Origin of the sequence: Rahnella sp. 2050 (assembly GCF_040544515.1) — a bacterium.
GTDB classification, from domain to species: Bacteria; Pseudomonadota; Gammaproteobacteria; order Enterobacterales; family Enterobacteriaceae; genus Rahnella; species Rahnella aceris.
In genome coordinates, this window is sequence record NZ_JBEPKE010000005.1 from 226065 (window position 1) to 245276 (window position 19212).

At 54.8% G+C, this 19212-nt stretch carries 22 protein-coding genes; 12 read left to right on the top strand and 10 right to left on the bottom strand.

What is annotated here, in order from left to right:
- Position 1 precedes the first annotated feature (1 nt).
- The 8 genes from phnH (at position 2) to ABIC79_RS19115 (ending at position 6488) form a co-directional block, all read left to right on the top strand.
- Complete coding sequence (phnH, locus tag ABIC79_RS19080; RefSeq protein WP_037034216.1) at positions 2-583, top strand: phosphonate C-P lyase system protein PhnH; 582 nt, start codon at positions 2-4, stop codon at positions 581-583.
- Positions 583-1665, top strand: coding sequence for a carbon-phosphorus lyase complex subunit (locus ABIC79_RS19085; RefSeq protein WP_013573844.1), 1083 nt, complete (start codon positions 583-585; stop codon positions 1663-1665). The genes phnH and ABIC79_RS19085 overlap by 1 nt, the downstream gene beginning before the upstream one ends.
- Entirely contained in the window at positions 1655-2530 is an 876-nt protein-coding gene (locus ABIC79_RS19090; protein WP_013573843.1) for an alpha-D-ribose 1-methylphosphonate 5-phosphate C-P-lyase PhnJ, read from the top strand. The genes ABIC79_RS19085 and ABIC79_RS19090 overlap by 11 nt, the downstream gene beginning before the upstream one ends.
- The gene (phnK, locus tag ABIC79_RS19095) at positions 2530-3321 is read left to right on the top strand and encodes a phosphonate C-P lyase system protein PhnK (RefSeq protein ID WP_112152052.1); all 792 of its coding nucleotides are present in this window, start codon (positions 2530-2532) and stop codon (positions 3319-3321) included. The genes ABIC79_RS19090 and phnK overlap by 1 nt, the downstream gene beginning before the upstream one ends.
- Positions 3322-3349: 28 nt before the next feature.
- Positions 3350-4057: a phosphonate C-P lyase system protein PhnL gene (gene phnL / locus ABIC79_RS19100; RefSeq protein WP_014411575.1), complete on the top strand. Its 708-nt coding sequence runs from the start codon at positions 3350-3352 to the stop codon at positions 4055-4057.
- On the top strand, positions 4054-5190 hold the full coding sequence (phnM, locus tag ABIC79_RS19105) for an alpha-D-ribose 1-methylphosphonate 5-triphosphate diphosphatase (RefSeq protein WP_013573840.1): 1137 nt from the start codon (positions 4054-4056) through the stop codon (positions 5188-5190). The genes phnL and phnM overlap by 4 nt, the downstream gene beginning before the upstream one ends.
- A 75-nt stretch (positions 5191-5265) precedes the next feature.
- On the top strand, positions 5266-5841 hold the full coding sequence (gene phnN, locus ABIC79_RS19110; protein ID WP_013573839.1) for a ribose 1,5-bisphosphokinase: 576 nt from the start codon (positions 5266-5268) through the stop codon (positions 5839-5841).
- Between the two features lie 8 nt (positions 5842-5849).
- Positions 5850-6488, top strand: coding sequence for an LbetaH domain-containing protein (locus ABIC79_RS19115; protein ID WP_354568181.1), 639 nt, complete (start codon positions 5850-5852; stop codon positions 6486-6488).
- Between the two features lie 98 nt (positions 6489-6586).
- On the opposite strand, the gene ABIC79_RS19120 is transcribed toward ABIC79_RS19115, so the two are convergent.
- Both ABIC79_RS19120 and ABIC79_RS19125 read right to left on the bottom strand, forming a co-directional pair.
- Positions 6587-7228, bottom strand: a complete 642-nt coding sequence (locus ABIC79_RS19120; RefSeq protein WP_013573837.1) for a Rossmann-fold NAD(P)-binding domain-containing protein — start codon at positions 7226-7228, stop codon at positions 6587-6589.
- 105 nt (positions 7229-7333) lie between these two features.
- Positions 7334-7768 carry a YhbP family protein gene (locus tag ABIC79_RS19125; protein ID WP_013573836.1) on the bottom strand — a complete coding sequence of 145 codons (435 nt, stop codon included), beginning with the start codon at positions 7766-7768 and terminating at the stop codon, positions 7334-7336.
- Between the two features lie 115 nt (positions 7769-7883).
- Here ABIC79_RS19125 and ABIC79_RS19130 point away from each other — a divergent pair, with 115 nt between their 5' ends.
- On the top strand, positions 7884-8186 hold the full coding sequence (locus tag ABIC79_RS19130; protein ID WP_013573835.1) for a GIY-YIG nuclease family protein: 303 nt from the start codon (positions 7884-7886) through the stop codon (positions 8184-8186).
- A 40-nt stretch (positions 8187-8226) separates the two neighbouring features.
- Here ABIC79_RS19130 and ABIC79_RS19135 read toward each other — a convergent pair whose 3' ends face one another.
- Both ABIC79_RS19135 and ubiT read right to left on the bottom strand, forming a co-directional pair.
- On the bottom strand, positions 8227-8730 hold the full coding sequence (locus ABIC79_RS19135) for a GNAT family N-acetyltransferase (RefSeq protein WP_013573834.1): 504 nt from the start codon (positions 8728-8730) through the stop codon (positions 8227-8229).
- Entirely contained in the window at positions 8724-9245 is a 522-nt protein-coding gene (ubiT, locus tag ABIC79_RS19140; RefSeq protein ID WP_013573833.1) for a ubiquinone anaerobic biosynthesis accessory factor UbiT, read from the bottom strand. The genes ABIC79_RS19135 and ubiT overlap by 7 nt, the downstream gene beginning before the upstream one ends.
- A gap of 315 nt (positions 9246-9560) precedes the next feature.
- Here ubiT and ubiU point away from each other — a divergent pair, with 315 nt between their 5' ends.
- Positions 9561-10556 (top strand): ubiquinone anaerobic biosynthesis protein UbiU, encoded by a 996-nt coding sequence (ubiU, locus tag ABIC79_RS19145; protein ID WP_013573832.1) that lies wholly within the window; start codon positions 9561-9563, stop codon positions 10554-10556.
- A gap of 14 nt (positions 10557-10570) precedes the next feature.
- Positions 10571-11449 (top strand): U32 family peptidase, encoded by an 879-nt coding sequence (locus ABIC79_RS19150; RefSeq protein WP_354568250.1) that lies wholly within the window; start codon positions 10571-10573, stop codon positions 11447-11449.
- 54 nt (positions 11450-11503) lie between these two features.
- On the opposite strand, the gene ABIC79_RS19155 is transcribed toward ABIC79_RS19150, so the two are convergent.
- The 3 genes from ABIC79_RS19155 to ABIC79_RS19165 are packed head-to-tail and all read right to left on the bottom strand — an operon-like array spanning position 11504 to position 14807.
- The gene (locus tag ABIC79_RS19155) at positions 11504-12667 is read right to left on the bottom strand and encodes an ABC transporter permease (RefSeq protein ID WP_013573830.1); all 1164 of its coding nucleotides are present in this window, start codon (positions 12665-12667) and stop codon (positions 11504-11506) included.
- Positions 12664-13836 carry an ABC transporter permease gene (locus ABIC79_RS19160; protein WP_013573829.1) on the bottom strand — a complete coding sequence of 391 codons (1173 nt, stop codon included), beginning with the start codon at positions 13834-13836 and terminating at the stop codon, positions 12664-12666. The genes ABIC79_RS19155 and ABIC79_RS19160 overlap by 4 nt, the downstream gene beginning before the upstream one ends.
- Positions 13833-14807 (bottom strand): HlyD family secretion protein, encoded by a 975-nt coding sequence (locus ABIC79_RS19165; protein WP_013573828.1) that lies wholly within the window; start codon positions 14805-14807, stop codon positions 13833-13835. Before ABIC79_RS19165 ends, ABIC79_RS19160 begins: the two co-directional genes overlap by 4 nt.
- 217 nt (positions 14808-15024) lie before the next feature.
- Between ABIC79_RS19165 and ABIC79_RS19170 the strand changes: the two genes are divergently transcribed.
- Positions 15025-16050, top strand: a complete 1026-nt coding sequence (locus ABIC79_RS19170) for a luciferase-like monooxygenase (RefSeq protein WP_013573827.1) — start codon at positions 15025-15027, stop codon at positions 16048-16050.
- Positions 16051-16136: 86 nt separating this feature from the next.
- On the opposite strand, the gene ABIC79_RS19175 is transcribed toward ABIC79_RS19170, so the two are convergent.
- From ABIC79_RS19175 to nlpI, 3 genes are all read right to left on the bottom strand, one after another.
- Positions 16137-18059, bottom strand: coding sequence for a DEAD/DEAH family ATP-dependent RNA helicase (locus tag ABIC79_RS19175; protein WP_013573826.1), 1923 nt, complete (start codon positions 18057-18059; stop codon positions 16137-16139).
- The gene (yrbN, locus tag ABIC79_RS19180) at positions 18049-18129 is read right to left on the bottom strand and encodes a protein YrbN (protein WP_096335046.1); all 81 of its coding nucleotides are present in this window, start codon (positions 18127-18129) and stop codon (positions 18049-18051) included. Before yrbN ends, ABIC79_RS19175 begins: the two co-directional genes overlap by 11 nt.
- A 114-nt stretch (positions 18130-18243) precedes the next feature.
- Positions 18244-19128, bottom strand: coding sequence for a lipoprotein NlpI (gene nlpI / locus ABIC79_RS19185; protein ID WP_014333708.1), 885 nt, complete (start codon positions 19126-19128; stop codon positions 18244-18246).
- Positions 19129-19212: the final 84 nt, after the last annotated feature.

The window sequence follows — 19212 nt, forward strand, 5'->3', positions numbered from 1 at the left end:
CATGTCACTTGTTGCCAGTTTTCAACATCCGGTTGCCGATGCGCAGTACAGTTTTCGCCGTATCCTCAAAGCGTTAAGCGAGCCTGGCGTCAGCGTGCAACTCCCCGCCATGCCTGGTTTCGGTGCTTTAGGTTCCGCCAGCGCCTGCGTGCTGCTGACACTTATCGATAACGACACGCCGCTGTGGCTGAGCGCCTCGCTCAACGATGAAATCCTGCGTAAAAACCTGCGCTTTCATACCGGCGCAGTGCTCACCGATGATCCTTCCTCTGTCAGTTTTGCGCTGGCCGATCCGGCGCTCGACAGCGCCACCCTGCTGGCTTTCCCCTGCGGTGATGAAATGTCGCCGGAGCTGGCCACCAGCGTGATTGTTCAGCTGGACAGCCTGACCGGCGGCACCCCGCTGCGTCTGCGCGGGCCGGGTATTGAAAACAGCCGGACCCTTTCTCCGCTGTTGCCTGATTGCGTTCGCGACTATCTGCTCAACCGCCCTCACCGTTTCCCGCTGGGACTGGACTTTATGTTCACCTGCGGCGAAGAACTGATTGCCATACCGCGCACCACGCGCGTGGAGGTGTGCTGATGTACGTCGCCGTTAAAGGGGGTGAGAAGGCGATTGCCGCCGCTCACCAGTTGCTGGCGCACGAGCGCCGTGGCAACACCGGGGTAAATGAACTCGGTTGTGACCAGATCGAACAACAACTGGGCTTAGCCGTTGACCGTGTGATGAGCGAAGGCGGGATTTACGACCGTGAACTGGCCGCGCTGGCGATTAAGCAGTCCGGCGGGGATCTGGTTGAAGCCATTTTCCTGCTGCGCGCTTACCGCACCACCTTGCCGCGTCTGGCCACCAGCGAGCCGCTGAACACAAAATCGATGCGCCTCGAACGCCGGATTTCCGCCATTTATAAAGACTTGCCCGGCGGACAGGTGCTCGGCCCGACTTACGATTACACCCACCGTCTGCTGGATTTCGCGCTGCTGGCCGAAGGTGAAGCGCCGTTCACACCCATAGCCGATGAACCCCAGCCGGAAGAGTGCGGCCATGTGTTTGATTTGCTGACGAATCAGCAGCTGGCAGTTCGTGAAGAAGATGACGGCACGGAGCCGGAAGATATCACCCGTACGCCGCCGGTGTTTCCGGCCTCCCGAGCAGCGCGCCTGCAACAACTGGTGCGCGGTGACGAAGGTTTCCTGCTGTCGCTGAGTTATTCCACCCAGCGCGGTTACGGACGCAATCACCCGTTCGCCGGTGAAATCCGTACCGGCTGGCTGACCGTCGAAATCGTGCCGGAAGAGCTGGGTTTTGCGGTTGATATCGGCGAAATCCTGCTGACCGAATGCGAAATGGTGAACGGTTTTGTCGCGCCGGAAGACAAACCGCCGCACTTTACCCGTGGCTACGGGCTGGTGTTTGGTCGCGCCGAACGCAAAGCGATGTCGATGTCTCTGGTGGATCGCGCACTGCAAACCCGTGAATACAACGAGCAGATCAGCAGTCCGGCGCAGGATGAAGAATTTGTCTTGTCCCACGCCGATAACGTCGAAGCTGCCGGTTTTGTCTCGCATCTTAAATTGCCGCACTACGTCGATTTCCAGGCCGAACTGGAGTTGTTAAAACGCCTGCGCGCCACGAAAGAACAGGACTCCGCCAATGAACAATAATGCAGCCCAAACGATCACCGGCTACAACCACGGTTATCTCGACGAACAGACCAAACGCATGATCCGACGTGGGATCCTCAAAGCCGTGGCGATCCCCGGTTATCAGGTGCCGTTCGCCGGTCGCGAGATGCCGATGCCTTACGGCTGGGGCACCGGCGGGATCCAGCTCACTGCCAGCGTGATCGGCGAAAAAGATGTGCTGAAGGTGATCGACCAGGGCGCGGATGACACCACCAATGCCGTGTCGATCCGCAAATTTTTCCAGAGCGTCGCGGGAGTGAAAACGACCGGGAAAACCGTGGAAGCCAGCCTGATCCAGACCCGTCACCGTATTCCGGAAACGCCGTTGCAGGAAGATCAGATCCTGATTTTCCAGGTGCCGATCCCTGAACCTCTGCGCTTTATCGAACCGCGTGAAACCGAAACCCGCAAAATGCACGCGCTGGAAGAATACGGCGTGATGCAGGTGAAACTGTATGAAGACATCGCCCGCTTCGGCCATATCGCCACCACTTACGCCTATCCGGTGAAAGTGAATGACCGCTACGTGATGGATCCGTCGCCGATCCCGAAATTTGATAACCCGAAAATGAACATGATGCCCGCATTGCAGCTGTTCGGTGCCGGACGCGAAAAACGCATTTACGCCCTGCCGCCGTTCACCAAAGTCGAAAGTCTGGATTTCGATGATCATCCGTTCACCGTTCAGCAATGGGATGAACCTTGTGCGATTTGCGGCTCGCACCACAGCTATCTCGATGAAGTGGTGCTCGACGATCAGGGCAACCGCATGTTCGTGTGCTCCGACACTGATTTTTGTGCTCAGCAGGTTGAGCAACAGGCTTCAAACGAGGGTAACCGCTGATGAACACTCCGTTAAATCTCGCCGCCGAACCGCTGCTGTCGGTGAATAACCTGACCCATCTTTATGCGCCGGGTAAAGGCTTTTGCGATGTGTCATTCAATCTGTATCCCGGTGAAGTGCTGGGTATTGTCGGCGAATCCGGTTCCGGCAAAACCACGCTGTTGCAGTCGATTTCCGCCCGTCTTGCGCCGCAGGAAGGACAGGTCATCTACAACAACGGCCAGACCACTGCGCAGTCGCTGTACGACATGCCAGAAAGTGACCGCCGCCGTCTGCTGCGCACTGACTGGGGCGTGGTGCATCAGCATCCGATGGACGGCTTGCGCCGCCAGGTGTCTGCCGGTGGCAATATCGGCGAGCGTCTGATGGCGGTCGGTGAACGTCATTACGGCAATATCCGCAAGAAAGCCGGTCAGTGGCTGGAAGATGTCGAAATTCCGGTTTCACGTATTGATGACCTGCCGACCACGTTTTCCGGTGGGATGCAGCAACGTCTGCAAATCGCCCGCAATCTGGTGACGCATCCGCGTCTGGTGTTTATGGATGAACCGACCGGTGGCCTGGACGTGTCCGTTCAGGCGCGTTTGCTGGATCTGCTGCGCACACTGGTGGTGGAAATGCAACTGGCGGTGGTGATTGTCACCCATGACCTCGGCGTTGCCCGCCTGCTTGCACACCGTTTGCTGGTGATGAAGCAAGGTCAGGTGGTGGAAAGTGGTTTAACCGACCGCGTGCTCGACGATCCGCATCATCCATATACGCAGCTGCTGGTTTCTTCCGTGCTGTCCTGAATCTAATTCCAGAGAAAGAGTGACCAAAATGACGACGAAGCTCAGGGTCGAAAATCTCAGTAAAACTTTCGTTCTGCATAACCAGAACAGCGCCAGATTACCGGTGTTCAGCAATGCCAGCCTGACGGTCGATGCCGGGGAATGCGTGGTGCTGCACGGCCACTCCGGTAGCGGAAAATCCACCCTTTTGCGCTCGTTATACGGCAACTATTTGCCGGACAGCGGCAAAATTTGGGTCGAACATCAGGGTCAGCAGATTGATATGGTCAGCGCCGAAGCGCGCGAGATCCTGGCCGTTCGCCGCCATACGGTCGGCTGGGTCAGCCAGTTTCTGCGGGTGATCCCACGTATCAGCGCACTGAATCTGGTGATGCAGCCGCTGCTGGAACTGGGTGTGGATAAAGCGCAAAGCGAAGCCCGCGCCAGCGCATTGCTGCGCCATCTGAATGTGCCGGAACGCCTGTGGCATCTTGCGCCCTCAACGTTTTCCGGCGGCGAACAGCAGCGCGTGAATATCGCCCGCGGCTTTGTGGTGGATTATCCGGTGCTGTTGCTCGATGAACCGACCGCCTCGCTGGATGCGACCAACCGCGCCGCCGTGGTCACGCTGATTGAACAGGCCAAAGCGCGCGGAGCAGCAGTAGTCGGGATTTTCCACGATGAAGATGTGCGCCAACGTGTTGCCGATCGTTTGTATGAAATGAGCCCGGAAACGGCGCCGGAGATGTCCGTATGATCATCAATAACGTCAGACTGGTACTCGACGATCAGGTTGTTGAAGGATCGCTTGAGATGAAAAATGGCGTGATCAGCGCCTTCGCAGACAGCAGCAGTCAGTTGCCGCAAGCGCTGGATGCGCAGGGAGGCTGGTTGCTGCCGGGTTTAATCGAGCTGCACACCGACAATCTGGATAAATTTTTTACGCCGCGCCCGAAAGTTGACTGGCCGGCCCATTCTGCCATGAGCAGCCACGATGCGCTGATGGTCGCCAGCGGCATTACCACGGTACTGGACGCCGTCGCTGTCGGCGATGTGCGCGACGGCGGGCATCGTCTGGATAATCTGCAAAAGATGATCGACGCCATCATCAACAGCCAGAATGCCGGTCTGAACCGCGCCGAACACCGGCTGCATCTGCGTTGCGAACTGCCGCATGAAACCACATTGCCGTTGTTCGAGAAGCTGATGGATACGTCAATACTGTCACTGGTTTCGCTGATGGACCATTCGCCCGGACAGCGCCAGTTCGCCACACCGCAGAAGTATCGTGAGTATTATCAGGGCAAGTACAACCTTAACGACGAGCAGATGGACGACTATCAGGAAGAGCAAATAGCCCTCTCGCGCCGCTGGGCGCAGCCAAACCGTGAAGCGATTGCCGCACACTGCCGCGAGCGCAATATTTCGCTGGCCAGCCATGACGATGCGACTGCCGCGCATGTTGAAGAATCACTGGCACTCGGCAGCGTGATCGCCGAATTCCCGACCACTGAAGAAGCCGCGCGTGCATCGCACGCCAACGGTTTGCAGGTGCTGATGGGCGCACCGAATATCGTGCGCGGCGGGTCGCATTCCGGCAACGTCGCGGCGCACCATCTGGCCTCGCTCGGCCTGCTGGATATTCTCTCTTCCGATTACTATCCCGCCAGCCTGCTCGATGCGGTCTTCCGCATTGCAACTGACGACAATAACGCTTTCAGCCTGCCGCAGGCGGTGAAGCTGGTGACACGTAATCCGGCCAATGCGCTCGGATTGCAGGATCGTGGTGAAATCGCAGAAGGCAAGCGCGCTGATCTGGTGCTGGCACGGGCACATGGCGATCATCACTACGTGCAAAACGTCTGGCGTCAGGGCATTCAGGTGTTCTGAGGGGAGGAGAGTTCTGCTCCTCCCCCTTCGCAGGGGAGGCAGCAGGCCGGATTCTTACTCAGCAAGGGAGAAAAAATGAGTCGTTTACTCTATCTGATGGGCGCTTCGGGTTCGGGAAAGGACAGTCTGCTCGACGCCCTGCGCCAGCATTTACCGGCCAACGTCACCGTGGCACATCGTTATATTACGCGCCCCGCAGACGCCGGTTCGGAAAACCATATTGCGCTGAGTGAAGCCGAATTTCTTCAGCGTCGCCAGCAGGGGTTGTTCGCGCTGGAATGGCACGCGCATCAGTGCCGGTATGGCGTGGGCATTGAGATAGACCACTGGATGCAACTGGGCTGTCATGTGGTCATGAACGGCTCGCGCGCGCATCTGGAAAAAGCCCGTCAGCGTTATGGTCAGCGCCTGCTGCCGGTGTGTTTACAGGTCTCAGACGATGTGCTGGCCTCGCGCCTTTCGCAGCGCGGGCGCGAAGACGCGGCGCAAATTGCCTGTCGTCTTCAGCGCGCCAGAGAATATGCCAGCGCGCTGCCCGCCGGCTGCCATCTGCTAAACAACGATGGCGCATTGCAGGAAACTTTACAGCATCTTCTGGCTGTCCTTTCATTACCGGTCAGCGTGCCCGTTTATCCCGTAACTTCGCGATGAAGGATCCTATGACAGACATTATTTCTCCCTTTTCACTGGCTGAGGAACAAAATTACGCCCAGCCTAAAATCGGTCAGCAGGTCGAGCTGAATGGATCGCAACTCGGACAATATGTGCATATTGCAGATAACGCGGTCATCGAAGAAACGCAGATCGGGGATTACTCCTACACTGCCGGAAACAATCAGATCTTCTACGCGACGATCGGCAAATTTGTGTCAATCGCCACCTATGTGCGGATCAATCCCGGCAATCATCCGACTTATCAACGTGTGGCGCAGCACCATTTTACTTACCGCAGTTCGGCGTACGGACTCGGTGAAGACGATCAGGATTTCTTTGACTGGCGGCGTGAGCATCACGTCACGGTCGGTAACGATGTGTGGATTGGCCATAACGCGGTGCTGATGCCTGGTGTGACCGTCGGCAATGGTGCAGTAATCGGCACGTCGGCAGTGGTGACCAAAGACGTCGGGCCATACTCCATCGTCGCGGGTGTGGCAGCGAAAAAGATTGGCATGCGTTTTGACGACAATATGATCGCCAGGATCGAGAAAAGTCAGTGGTGGAACTGGGATCATGAAACGCTGAAAGAAAGGATGCCAGACTTCAGAGATCTGGCGGTGTTTGCGGAAAAATATCTGTGAAGATCGACAGGGATCGGGCTTAAGGTCGGGCAGGCAGAAAATTTGCGTTTTTTGCCTGATACCTTATCACAAGGATCCGCTTCAGCGGATCACACCAATTAAAGTTCTTCAATGCTGGCGGCAATCTGATCGGATTCCAGCACGGTGATCCCGCCCAGACCGGCGTTAAATGCCTGTTCCTGCAAGGCTTTTGCCACGACATCAGACTCAACGGCTTTCCATTTTCCTGGCAGCATTTTGAATAACGGCGCACTCAGTTGTTCGAGCAGGCGCGGCGGATGACGCTGGCCAACCAACAGAGACGGCCTGACCAGCGTGAGCAACGGCCAGCCCTGCTGCATCAGCGTCAGTTCCATTTCCCCTTTGGTACGGTTATAGAGGAAACGCGAATGCGCATCCGCACCGTGGGCGCTGACGGCCAGACAATGACGTGCGCCCAGCTCCCGTGCTGCTTTGGCGCAATCGACCACCAGATCGTAATCGACTGCCCGAAATGCCTGTGCACTGCCCGCTTGTTTACGCGTGGTCCCCAGGCAGCAGAACAGCAAATCAATTGGTTCATCGAGTGCGACAACCAGCGAGGTCAGATTCGCGCCCAGCGGATTAATCAGTTTATTGCCCGGTGGTAGCGGACGGCGGCTCGGCGCGACAATACGGCTGACACGTGGATCCAGTTGCAGCAGGCGTAAAAGCTCCCGCCCGATCAGCCCGCTTCCACCCAGCAGAAGAGCTTTTGCCATATCACTTCCTTTTAAATAACGGCATACAAACACAGAGAATTGAAGTGTTACCTGAATGTGAATATCACGCTATAAGACAGTTCCTGTTACTGCTGACAGTCAGACTCACTGCCGATCCCACAGCAGTTTCTTACCAAATCCCAGCGCGTTATCCGTCATTTTGATATGACTGAGTTTCAGCGCCCAGACCGGCGCTTTCATCGCGATGGCGACGGGGAAATGTTTGCAATACAGACTGCGTGCACGGCTTTCCTCCTCACCCTCAAGAACGGTCGCTTTGCCGCGATACTGAATGCCTTTAATCAGTGCGATGGTTTTCGGATGTGGCGCAATCGTCCCCACAATGTGGGGCGATCGGGACATCAGCGAACCATGAAGGGTTTTAAGTTCCGTCATGAAATACAGCGTCATGCTGTCCCCGTCGGTGACATAAAAACAATTAGCGCTCCACATTTCACCGTCAGCAGAGGCACACAGCGCCAGCACATGGTTCTTTTTCAGAAATTTCAGGATATGTTTCAGGTCATCAGGGTTATTCATCGCCGATCCTTATTTTCATTTCTCGCAGTTTAACGCGGTATGCCGATGTTTTGCCTCACTCTGTTGTGCCTTTCGGGTAAACTTACACAACCTTTTCTTTCCCATACCCGAGCTTATGCCCACCGCCGCCAACTGGTTTTTATATATGCTGAGAACCCCCACCGGGATGTTGTATACCGGCATCACGACAGACGTGCAGCGGCGTCTCGGCCAGCATCAGTCGGGTAAAGGGGCGAAATCGTTGCGTGGAAAAGGGGAATTACAGCTGGCATTCCAGTGCCCTGCGGGTGACCGCTCGCTGGCATCAAAGCTGGAAATAAAAGTCAAAAAACTGAGTAAGGCACAGAAAGAGCTGCTGGTGAGAAACGCGCCGGAATGCCTGGAAAATTATCTGGGATTAGCGGAAAGCGGGAAATAAAAAAGGCCGGAAAACCGGCCTTTACTGCCTCTGAGTAAAATCAGAAACGGTTAAATGCTGAAGGGAAAACCACTTCCCCGCTGGCGTCAGACAGCGCATCGTCTGATAAGGTGAACAACTGGAACGCCGCTTCGGTACCAATCCAGCGGCAATGCAGCCCGTGAACGGCGGCAGGTTTAAAACCGAAACGGTTGTAATAGGCAGGATCACCCAATACCACGACGGCGGCGTAACCAAATTCATTCAGGGAATCTAACCCTTCGTATACCAGTTTTTCACCCAGCCCCTGCCCCCGCAGAGATTGCTCTACCACCAGCGGTGCCAGCGCGACCCAGTTGCGATCTTCGCCCTGGATATCCACCGGACAGAACGCCACATAACCGACCACGCCACCTTCATCGTCGGTCGCGACCACGCCAAGCGTCAGGAGACCATCTTCGCGCAATTCCTGCACCAGATCAGCTTCTGCGCCGGTCGGGAATGAGGCGCGCAGCAGACGGTCTATGCCCGCAGCATCGACCGGAATTTCAGTACGGATTAACATGGCTCAGCTACCGGAGTTTTTGACCCGCGGTCCTCCTGCAGTCCCGCTTCGACGAAATCGGCCAGACGCAGCAGACCGTTTTTCAGCAACAGCGGCATGGTATCGAGATCGATAGAATCCATCAGATTTTTCACATACAGACCGAGCTCGGTGTCACCTTCAATGCGCAGACGTCGCTGGAAGAAAAGCGTATCCGGGTCTTCTTTGCGTGCGGCGATCAGGATCAGGTCGTTGGCGCTTCCGCTAAAGCTGACATCCGCCTCGCCGTGTTCAGCGATCACCAGCTTGCCTTCGTCCACCGACATCAGCCAGCTCAGATTCAGATCGCTGACATCAATTTTCAGCCATCGACCTTCGAGGAAATCCAGTTCGCCATCAGCCAGCGCCTGACGAAGCTGCCAGCTCAGCACCTGTTGCACAACCTGACGCTGCAACGCAAACGGCGTAAATTTCAAAGGCACACTCAACAGGGATGGGCCCTGGCGGACCAAACGTGCACGTAGTTTTTGCAACACTGGCACTACTCCTTTCGGTAACTTTTCGGCAAGTTTTAAGGCAGTTATACGGCCTATTTTGACACATTGCCGGGAACGTTCAGCGGTCTACATCAATAAATACTGCAACAGAAAAACGCCACGTACAACCTCCCCGACGGCGGTAAGCCCTTCAACGCCGCAGAAACTGCCTCAAATCAAAATATTGCATCCCTGCCTTCTCTAAAATAGTTCACCAATCAAAGCCCTGACTGATGAATGAATGACGTCGGCAACTGGCTTTTCATCACCCCCAACTTTTCAGCTTTGGCTGACCGGTTGCAGTAAGGAACGAGAATGGAGCTACTTTGCCCGGCAGGAAATTTACCTGCGCTGAAAGCGGCAATCGACAATGGCGCTGATGCGGTTTATATCGGCCTGAAAGATGACACCAATGCGCGCCATTTCGCCGGCCTGAATTTTACGGAAAAAAAGCTGCAGGAAGCCGCCAGTTATGTTCACCGCCACCGCCGTAAACTGCATATCGCCATCAATACGTTTGCACATCCTGACGGCTATCAGCGCTGGGAACGCGCGGTGGATATGGCGGCACAACTCGGCGCTGATGCGCTGATTCTGGCAGATCTGGCGATGCTGGATTACGCGGCGAATAAATATCCCCACGTTGAGCGCCATGTGTCGGTGCAGGCTTCGGCCACCAATGACGAAGCCATTCGTTTTTATAAACGCAACTTTGATGTCGCCCGAGTGGTATTGCCGCGTGTGCTTTCCATGCATCAGGTGCGTCAGCTTTCCCGTACTACCGTTGTGCCGCTGGAAGTGTTCGCGTTCGGCAGTTTGTGCATTATGGCCGAAGGCCGCTGCTATCTTTCGTCTTATCTGACCGGTGAATCGCCAAATACCGTCGGTGCCTGTTCTCCGGCGCGGTTCGTGCGCTGGCAACAGACCGCACAGGGCATGGAATCACGGCTGAATGATGTCCTGATCGACCGTTATGAAGAAGGTGAAAACGCCGGTTATCCGACGCTGTGCAAAGGTCGTTATCTGGTGGATGGCGCGAAATACCATGCGCTGGAAGAACCAACCAGCCTGAATACGCTGGAATTATTACCGGAACTGTTCGCCGCGAATATTGCCTCGGTGAAAATTGAAGGACGCCAGCGCAGCCCGGCGTACGTCAGCCAGGTCGCGCGCGTATGGCGTGCGGCCATCGACCGCTGTATGGCCGATCCGCAAAACTTCAAAACCGATGAAGCCTGGATGAACACGCTGGGTTCCATGTCTGAGGGCACACAAACGACGCTCGGTGCCTATCACCGCAAGTGGCAGTAACTGAAGAGACGATGATGAAATATTCTTTAGGCACCATCCTTTATTACTGGCCGAAAGCACAGGTTGAAGATTTTTATCAGGCCGCGGCGGCCAGCAGCGCGGATGTGATTTACCTCGGCGAAAATGTATGTACCAAACGCCGTGAAATGAAAGTGAACGACTGGCTGGAGATCGCCCGTCAGCTGGCAGCAACCGGCAAACAGGTGGTGATTTCCACGCTGGCGTTGTTACAGGCACCGTCCGAGCTTAACGAACTGAAACGTTATGTGGAGAATGGCGAGTTTTTGCTGGAAGCCAATGATTTCGGCGCGGTGAATATGGCGGCTGAGCGTAACCTGCCGTTTGTCGTCGGCCATGCGCTGAACTGCTATAACGCGGTCACGCTGAAAATCCTGCAAAAACAGGGCATGGTGCGCTGGTGTATGCCGGTCGAGCTTTCCCGCGACTGGCTGGTGAACCTGCTGAACCAGTGTCAGGATCTGGGCATCCGCGATAAGTTTGAAGTGGAAGTGTTGTCCTACGGACATCTGCCGCTGGCGTATTCGGCGCGCTGTTTTACCGCACGCTCAGAAAACCGGGCGAAGGATGAGTGTGAAACCTGCTGCATCAATTATCCGCAGGGCCGCAAAATGCTGTCTCAGGAAAATCAGCAGGTGTTCGTGCTCAACGGCATTCAGACGCAGAGCGGGTATTGCTATAACCTCGGCAATGAACTGACGTCGATGCAGGGACTGGTGGATATTGTGCGTCTGTCGCCGGAAACCATCGGCTCGCTCGCCACACTCGAAGCGTTTCGTACTAACGAACGTGGTCTGCATCCGCTGACGCTCACCGATAAAGCCGACTGTAACGGCTACTGGCAGCGCGTCGCCGGGCTGGAACTGCGTCAGTAACCGCATGCAGACAAAATTAAAAAGGGATATGACGTTACGGTCATATCCCTTTTTTTATGCGCGGGGATGCTTCGGCCGGAACATCGCGCGCAGCCGGACACCATCGCGCAGCATGCCCACGGCAATGCCGATGAATGTGTAAAACACGCAGAGGATCAGCAGCATCATAATGTCACCGCCGACATCCTTAAACGGCAATCCCATCTGATTCACACCGGCAATCGCTTTAGTCGCCCACGTTGAAGGGAGCATCGAAGAAATGGCCCGAACCCACGCGGGCATCGCCTGCAACGGCCAGATGGTACCGGAAATATAGAACACCGGCGTGGTCAGGAAGGCCAGCGTCAGGTAAATCAGCTCCACGCTGCGCAGGCATTCCGTCACCAGTTTTCCTAAGCCCAGAACCGCCAGCAGGAACGGGAAGGTCAGCAGCAAAATTTCAGGAATGGTGGCCGTTTGCCGGTAACCCAATACCCACGGCCACAGCACAAACAATACGATCGACAGAAACAGCCAGACCGGGATCAGCGCCGAAATCCCCCCCAGAAAAGCCGGGATCGAAGGTTTCCCGGCAGGCCCGCTATTGAGCACAATACTGACACGCACGCTGGCGATCAGCAGCGAGTGCTGCAATAACATCACCAGCAAGCCGGGGAAAATAATCGCGGCAAAACTGATGCCAGGGTTAAACACATCAAGCGACTGGCCGAGGATCGGGGAAAGCACCACGCTGGCCTGACGCTCACTGAAACCGTTACTGAGCAGCAAATCCGTATTGTACTGCGTGAGGATCGACTGATACGCCGCGAGCACATCCTGCTGGATTTGCCCGTTTGCCAGCCGGTTAGTCGCATCGCCATACACCGGGATCACGATGTTTTGTCCGGCGAGGATCTTCTTCTCCAGATCGACCGGCATGATGATCACCGCGAACAGTTTTCGCAGCGCCAGATCGTGTTCCGCTTCCGCCAGATTGTCATAAGCGACAGTGGCAATTTTCGATCCCGCATCAAGCTGACGGGCCAGCATGCGACTGGCGGTGCTGTGATCCTGGTCGATCACCGCGACGGGCAAATCCCACACCGTACGGTTGGCATACACCAGACTCATCACGCACAGTGAAAGCAGCAACATCATCCACATCGGTTTATCGAGCAAACCGGTGAGCACTTTACCGAAGGTTTTCCACCAGGTTTTAACCCATTCGCGACCGGTCATTGTCCTGGCTCCTGTTGTTTCATCCGCATATACAGGCGTTTACGTACCAGCAAACTGGTCAGCAGCGGATAGATCAGCAGGATGCAGCACACCATCAGGATGCCGCGCACCGACACTTCGCGCAGGAAAACGTCAAACATGGCGGCCAGTGCGTAACTCAGGGGTTCGATGCCGGAGATAATACGGGCGGGCAGTGGCATCGACAGTACCGGTACCGCCATTCCCGAGAATGTCAGCGCGATACTGACGAAAATCCCCATCATGGTGTAAGCCGTGATCGTGGTTTTGGTGAAGGTGAAAAGCAGCAATCCAAGACTTTGTGCGGCGATCACATAGAAAAAACCGATCAGCAGCATGTATAAGGGATTACCGCTGACACGTGCGTCAAAGAATCCGACCAGCATAGCGATTTCCACCATCAGCAAAGTGGTGAAACACAACGTATACGGTGCGAGTTTACCGAGCAATGCCAGAGTGAAAGAAGGCGCGCTGAGTAAGGCCTGACTGCGCGCCATCACGTAGATCATGCAGGTTACTGTAAACAATTGCAGCAGGTGAATGGTCGCGGCAAATTGCTGGTAATAGATGTAGCTGCCGCTGGCGTTAAATAAGCTGCCATAAGAGACATCGACGCTTGCCAGCGACGGCAGCGTTTTGCCCATTTCTGTCGCAATAATTGAACGGTAACGGGTGTTAAGTTCGGTGATCAGTCCGCTGAAATCCTGAGTGGAGTACAGTCCGGCACCATAGAATAAAGCGTTGTAATAGAGCACCGCGCTGGGCTGTTTTCCAGCCAGCACGCCGGCTTCAAAGTCGTTGGGAATATACAAAAGCGCGTAATCCTGCGCGGTACGCAGACGGTATTCCGCTTCCGGTAAGCCCCCCCCGAAAGCCTGCACGTGCGCATGGGAACCGGCGTCCAGTTTGCGGACCAGCGTTTTGGACAGCGGGCTGTGATCGTTGTCGACCACAGAAACCGGTAAATCCAGCAAAGTGCCTTCCGAAAAGTTGCTGCTGATGAGCCCGAAAAGCAGCAAAGGGAAAATCCAGCACAACCAGTGAATCACCGGCTTGCGGAAAGCGTGCCGGGTCTCGCGGGTAAAAGCCCGACTGAAACAACGCCATGCGGCTTTTACCCTTTCACTGCGCGGCGCTTTAACCGGTCTCACTTAGCTTTCCATTGCCACAACGCGCTCATGCCCTGTCGTAATCCGGGCACCGGTTTCGCAGGGTACAGACGCACTTCAAAGGTTTTTAAATCAAAGTCGCCGGTCGCACGCGTGGCACGTTTGGTCGCATAATCGCCGAGCGGTGCAATGTAGCGCACTTCAGCTTCGATCATCTGGTTATTCAGCGCCGGAACGCGCATCTGGACTTTATCGCCTTTACGCACGCCCGCCAGAATATCTTCCCGCAGGTTAAACACGAAATACGCATCAGGCAGACGAACTAACGTCAGTAACGGACTCGAGGCATTTTGCAGCTCGCCGACTTCCACGGGAACTGGCCCGACTTCACCATCAACCGGTGCTTTAACCTGCAAATCATCGGTTTGCGCTTTCACTTCCAGCAGATCTTCTTCCGCCTGACGCAACTGGGCGGCATAGCTTTCGCGTTGCTCAACGCGGTCGCCGTTGACGCCTTCATCCAGATTAGCTTTGGCGACTAATACCTGCTGATAAGCACTGTCGCGGGCACGGCGGGAATCTTCTAAATCAGAAGCAGAAATAAAGCCTTTGGTCGCCACTTGGGCATTACGGTTATAAAGATCACGTGCATTAATGTATTCCGCCTGCGACTGCGCCAGCGAGGCTTTCAGGTTACGGATACTTTCTTCACGGGTGCCGTTAACGGAAAGATCAAGCTGGGCTTTTGCCTGATCGCGCGCCGCTTCGGCCGCGCGCAACTGCGCCATCAGCTCGGGGCTGTCGAGGGTGATCAATAGCTGCCCGGCTTTGACATCGTCGCCGCGTTCCACATGGCGTTCTATGACGCGGCCCTTAGCTTTCGACGCCACAATCACTTCCGGCGCGTCAACTTCGCCCTGTAACAAGAGATCCTGATTGTGCGCCCGAAACAGCACCGCCAGAGAAACCGCAACGGCGACCAGCAGGAGGGTCAATAAAATTCGTTTACTCATCGGTGCGACACCCTTTTTGTTTGCCCGTTTTTAACACAAAACAACATATTTACTGAAATGATAGTTTAAGTTATTTCAATCTGACTTTAGGATGTTTAAACGGCATTTAAGAGCACAAATGCCGTATTCAATACGTCAGCATTGGGTAATACTCGTTCTAATTATGAGCGGAGTGAATACTTTCTCCCCTCACCTCCATTAAGAGTGAGCTGCGATTATGTCTGATAAAAACACCGTTCCCCTTTCCGTTCTCGATCTGGCACCGGTTCCGCAAGGCGCGGATCCTGCCCGCGCATTCCAGTGTTCACTGGATCTGGCACAGCATGCCGAGAAATGGGGCTACCAGCGTTACTGGATGGCTGAGCACCACAATATGACCGGCATCGCCAGTGCGGCAACCTCTGTGCTGCTGGGGTATATCGCGGGTGGGACGAAAACGATTCGTGTGGGTTCCGGCGGCGTGATGCTACCAAACCACTCACCGCTGGTGATTGCAGAACAGTTCGGTACGCTCGCCACGCTCTATCCGAACCGTGTGGATCTGGGGCTGGGCCGTGCGCCGGGTACCGATCAGCGCACCATGATTGCCCTGCGCCGCCATCTTTCCGGTGAAATCGATAACTTCCCGCAGGATGTGCAGGAATTGCAGATGTACTTCGGTGATGTTCAGCCTCAGCAGCCGGTTCAGGCCGTGCCCGGCCAGGGTTTGCATGTGCCGATCTGGTTACTCGGCTCCAGCCTGTACAGCGCTCAACTGGCGGCGGCCCTCGGCCTGCCATTTGCCTTCGCCTCACATTTCGCACCAGACATGCTGTATCAGGCGTTAGCGATTTACCGCAGCAAGTTCCAGCCTTCCGCGCAGCTTGAGAAACCGCACGCAATGGTCTGTATCAATGCCATTGCTGCCGATACGGATGAAGAAGCGCGCCGGATGTTCACCTCTAATCAGCAGCAGTTCATCAATTTGCGTCGCGGCATGCCGGGCAAACTGCCTGCGCCGGTCGATAACATCGAAAGCTTATGGTCCGCTCAGGAACGTTTTGGCGTGGATAATGCGCTGCGTATGTCGGTAGTCGGCAACAAAGAAACGGTGCGTCAGGGTTTGCAAAATATTCTGCGTGAAACCGAAGCCGATGAACTGATGATCAACGGCCAGATTTTTGATCATCAGGCACGCCTGCATTCATTCGAGATTGTTTCACAGCTTCAAGGTGAACTGGTTAAAGCGCAGCGTATTGGCTAACCGGCCCCGTAAATTGCAGACGAAAAAAAACCAGCCTGATGAAGGCTGGTTTTTTATTATCTGAGGATCAGCGAACTGAAATCAGATTATGCGTCAGAAGTACGACGTGGTGCGCGGCTTGGCGGACGACGGTCACCTGCGGCTGAAGCGCCTTCACGGCGGTCACCACTGAAAGTACGTGGAGCACCAGTACCACGGGCACCTTCACGACGTTCACCGTTGAACGGACGCGGAGCACCGTTACCACGACGCTCACCGCCAGCACCGGCCGGACGATCACGACGTGGAGCCTGTGGCACCGCATCACCGATCAACTGCATGTTCATCGGTTTATTCAGGATACGTGTACGGGTGAAGTGAGACAGGATCTCGCCCGGCATACCTTTCGGCAATTCGATAGTAGAGTGCGTACCGAACAGCTTGATGTTACCGATGTAACGGCTGCTGATGTCGCCTTCGTTAGCGATAGCGCCAACGATGTGACGAACTTCAACGCCATCGTCACGACCCACTTCGATGCGATACAGTTCCATTTCGCCAGCGTCACGACGCTCACGACGTGGGCTGTCGCCATCACGTGCAGGACGATCATTGCTACGTACCGGACGGTCACGACGATCGCCACGATCACCGCGGTCACCACGTTCTTCGAATTCACGACGTGGCGGACGGCTTTTGAAGACCGGATCCGCTGCAACGATCAAAGGACGTTCGCCCTGTGCCATTTTCAACAGTGCCGCCGCCAGTGTTTCAACGTCCAGCTCTTCTGCAGGTTGCAGTTTCGCCAGCAGCGCACGGTATTGATCCAGATCGCTGCTTTCCAGTTGTTGCTGAACTTTCGCTGCAAACTTAGCCAGACGACGTTCGCCCAGAACTTCTGCAGTTGGGATTTCAACTTCTGGAATGGTCAGCTTCATGGTGCGTTCAATGTTACGCAGCAAACGACGTTCACGGTTCTCAACGAACAGCAGTGCGCGACCCGCACGGCCAGCACGACCGGTACGACCGATACGGTGAACGTAAGATTCTGAGTCCATCGGGATGTCGTAGTTAACAACCAGGCTGATACGTTCTACATCGAGGCCACGTGCTGCCACGTCGGTTGCGATCAAAATGTCCAGACGGCCATCTTTCAGACGTTCCAGAGTCTGCTCGCGCAGTGCCTGATTCATGTCACCGTTCAGTGCAGCACTGCTGTAGCCACTGCGTTCCAGCGCTTCAGCCACTTCCAGCGTTGCGTTTTTGGTACGAACGAAGATGATCGCCGCATCAAAATCTTCTGCTTCCAGGAAACGCACCAGCGCTTCGTTTTTGCGCAGACCGTAGACAGACCAGTAGCTCTGGCTGATGTCAGGACGCGTGGTCACGCTTGACTGGATACGCACTTCCTGAGGATCTTTCATGAAGCGACGGGTAATGCGACGGATAGCTTCTGGCATAGTTGCAGAGAACAACGCGGTCTGATGTTCAGCCGGGATCTGCGCCATGATAGTTTCGACGTCTTCGATGAAGCCCATACGCAGCATTTCATCAGCTTCGTCCAGCACCAGGCCACTCAGGTTAGAGAGGTTCAGGGTGCCGCGTTTCAGGTGGTCCAGCAGGCGGCCCGGTGTACCCACAACAACTTGTGGTCCCTGACGCAGTGCGCGCAACTGGACGTCATAGCGCTGGCCGCCATAAAGGGCAACCACATTCACGCCATGCATGTGTTTAGAGAAATCAGTCATTGCTTCAGCAACCTGAACCGCCAGTTCGCGGGTAGGTGCCAGAACAAGAATTTGTGGTGCTTTCAGTGAAGCATCAATATTGTGCAGCAGCGGTAAAGAGAATGCGGCTGTTTTACCGGAACCTGTCTGAGCCATACCCAGAACGTCGCGGCCACTTAACAGGTGAGGAATACACTCAGCCTGGATTGGTGAAGGTTTTTCGTAGCCCAAATCAGTAAGGGCAGAAATGATCGGAGCAGACAGCCCCAGGTCAGCAAAAGAGGTTTCAAGCTCAGTAGTCATGTACACGTGCCTCATTAATAATGGCAGCCAGTCTACATAACTCGTCGAGAAAATTTTCAGTCATTTTCATTGAAAAGTGTGAACCGGCTCAAATTAGATTATAAAACGAACAAAGCAACCCTCGCCCGTTAAGGCGCTTAAAAATGGTAAATACCATGATTAAAAGGCTGATTGGTGTCGTCAGCTATTGCTGGTCCGATTCTGATAGGTCGTCTTGCTCATGGCCCAAAAGCGCCAATTCCAACAATGCATAGCGGTGCTCAACAAAGTTATGGACGTTGTTAGCTACCGTCAGTTTGAACAGTGCCGCGGCGCTGTTCTTGTCCCCCAGACTTAGGTAATGTTTACCTAAATAGAAGTCAGTTTCACTGAGATGCTCAGCGAGCGAAGTGTTATCCGTTGCTTCTGCCTTGAGGCGTTCCATCAGCGTAGATTCGCTGATTTTGCCCAGGTAGAATTCGACGATATTCCATCCCCATTGCCCTCTGTCCGCTTTGTCATAACGCTGTTGAAGCGCTACGTCGGCATTCTTTGGATTGATTTCTCGCTCCGCAAGATAAAGCCATAACGAACGGAAGGGATCATTTGGATCGTCTCGATAAAACGCCTGCAGATCATCCTGCGCTAACGAGAATCGGCCACCGTAATACAGGGCGATACCTCGGTTCAAACGCGCGTAGTTGTAAGTTGGATCAAGCTCTAGTACAGAATCAAACGCTTCATAGGCAGCATCGAAATTGCCTGCCTGCGTTAGGTAAATCCCCAGGTAGTTAAAAACTTCTGGCATATCAGGACGAATAGACAGCGCTTGTGAAAAATCATTTCGCGCCAGTGCTCTTAGCCCGAGACTATCATACAGCACACCGCGCTCATATAATAGCTGTGCTCTCTCATCATCGGTTAATGACCGACTGGCAAGTATTTGTTCCATGCGTGCCAGGATGACTTCCTGCTGCAACGTCGGCTGCAACGGAATCGCCAGAACTTCATTTTTACGCCAATCATGGTTGCTGCATCCTGCCAACATAAGTGCTGTCGCAACATAACACCAGCGCAAGAAAGGCTTCATTTCTACTCCCGGAGACAAACATTGGATGAACATCCTGTCATCCGCTTGCTTAACACAAACGCGTCCTGCGTCCGTGAGACGAAC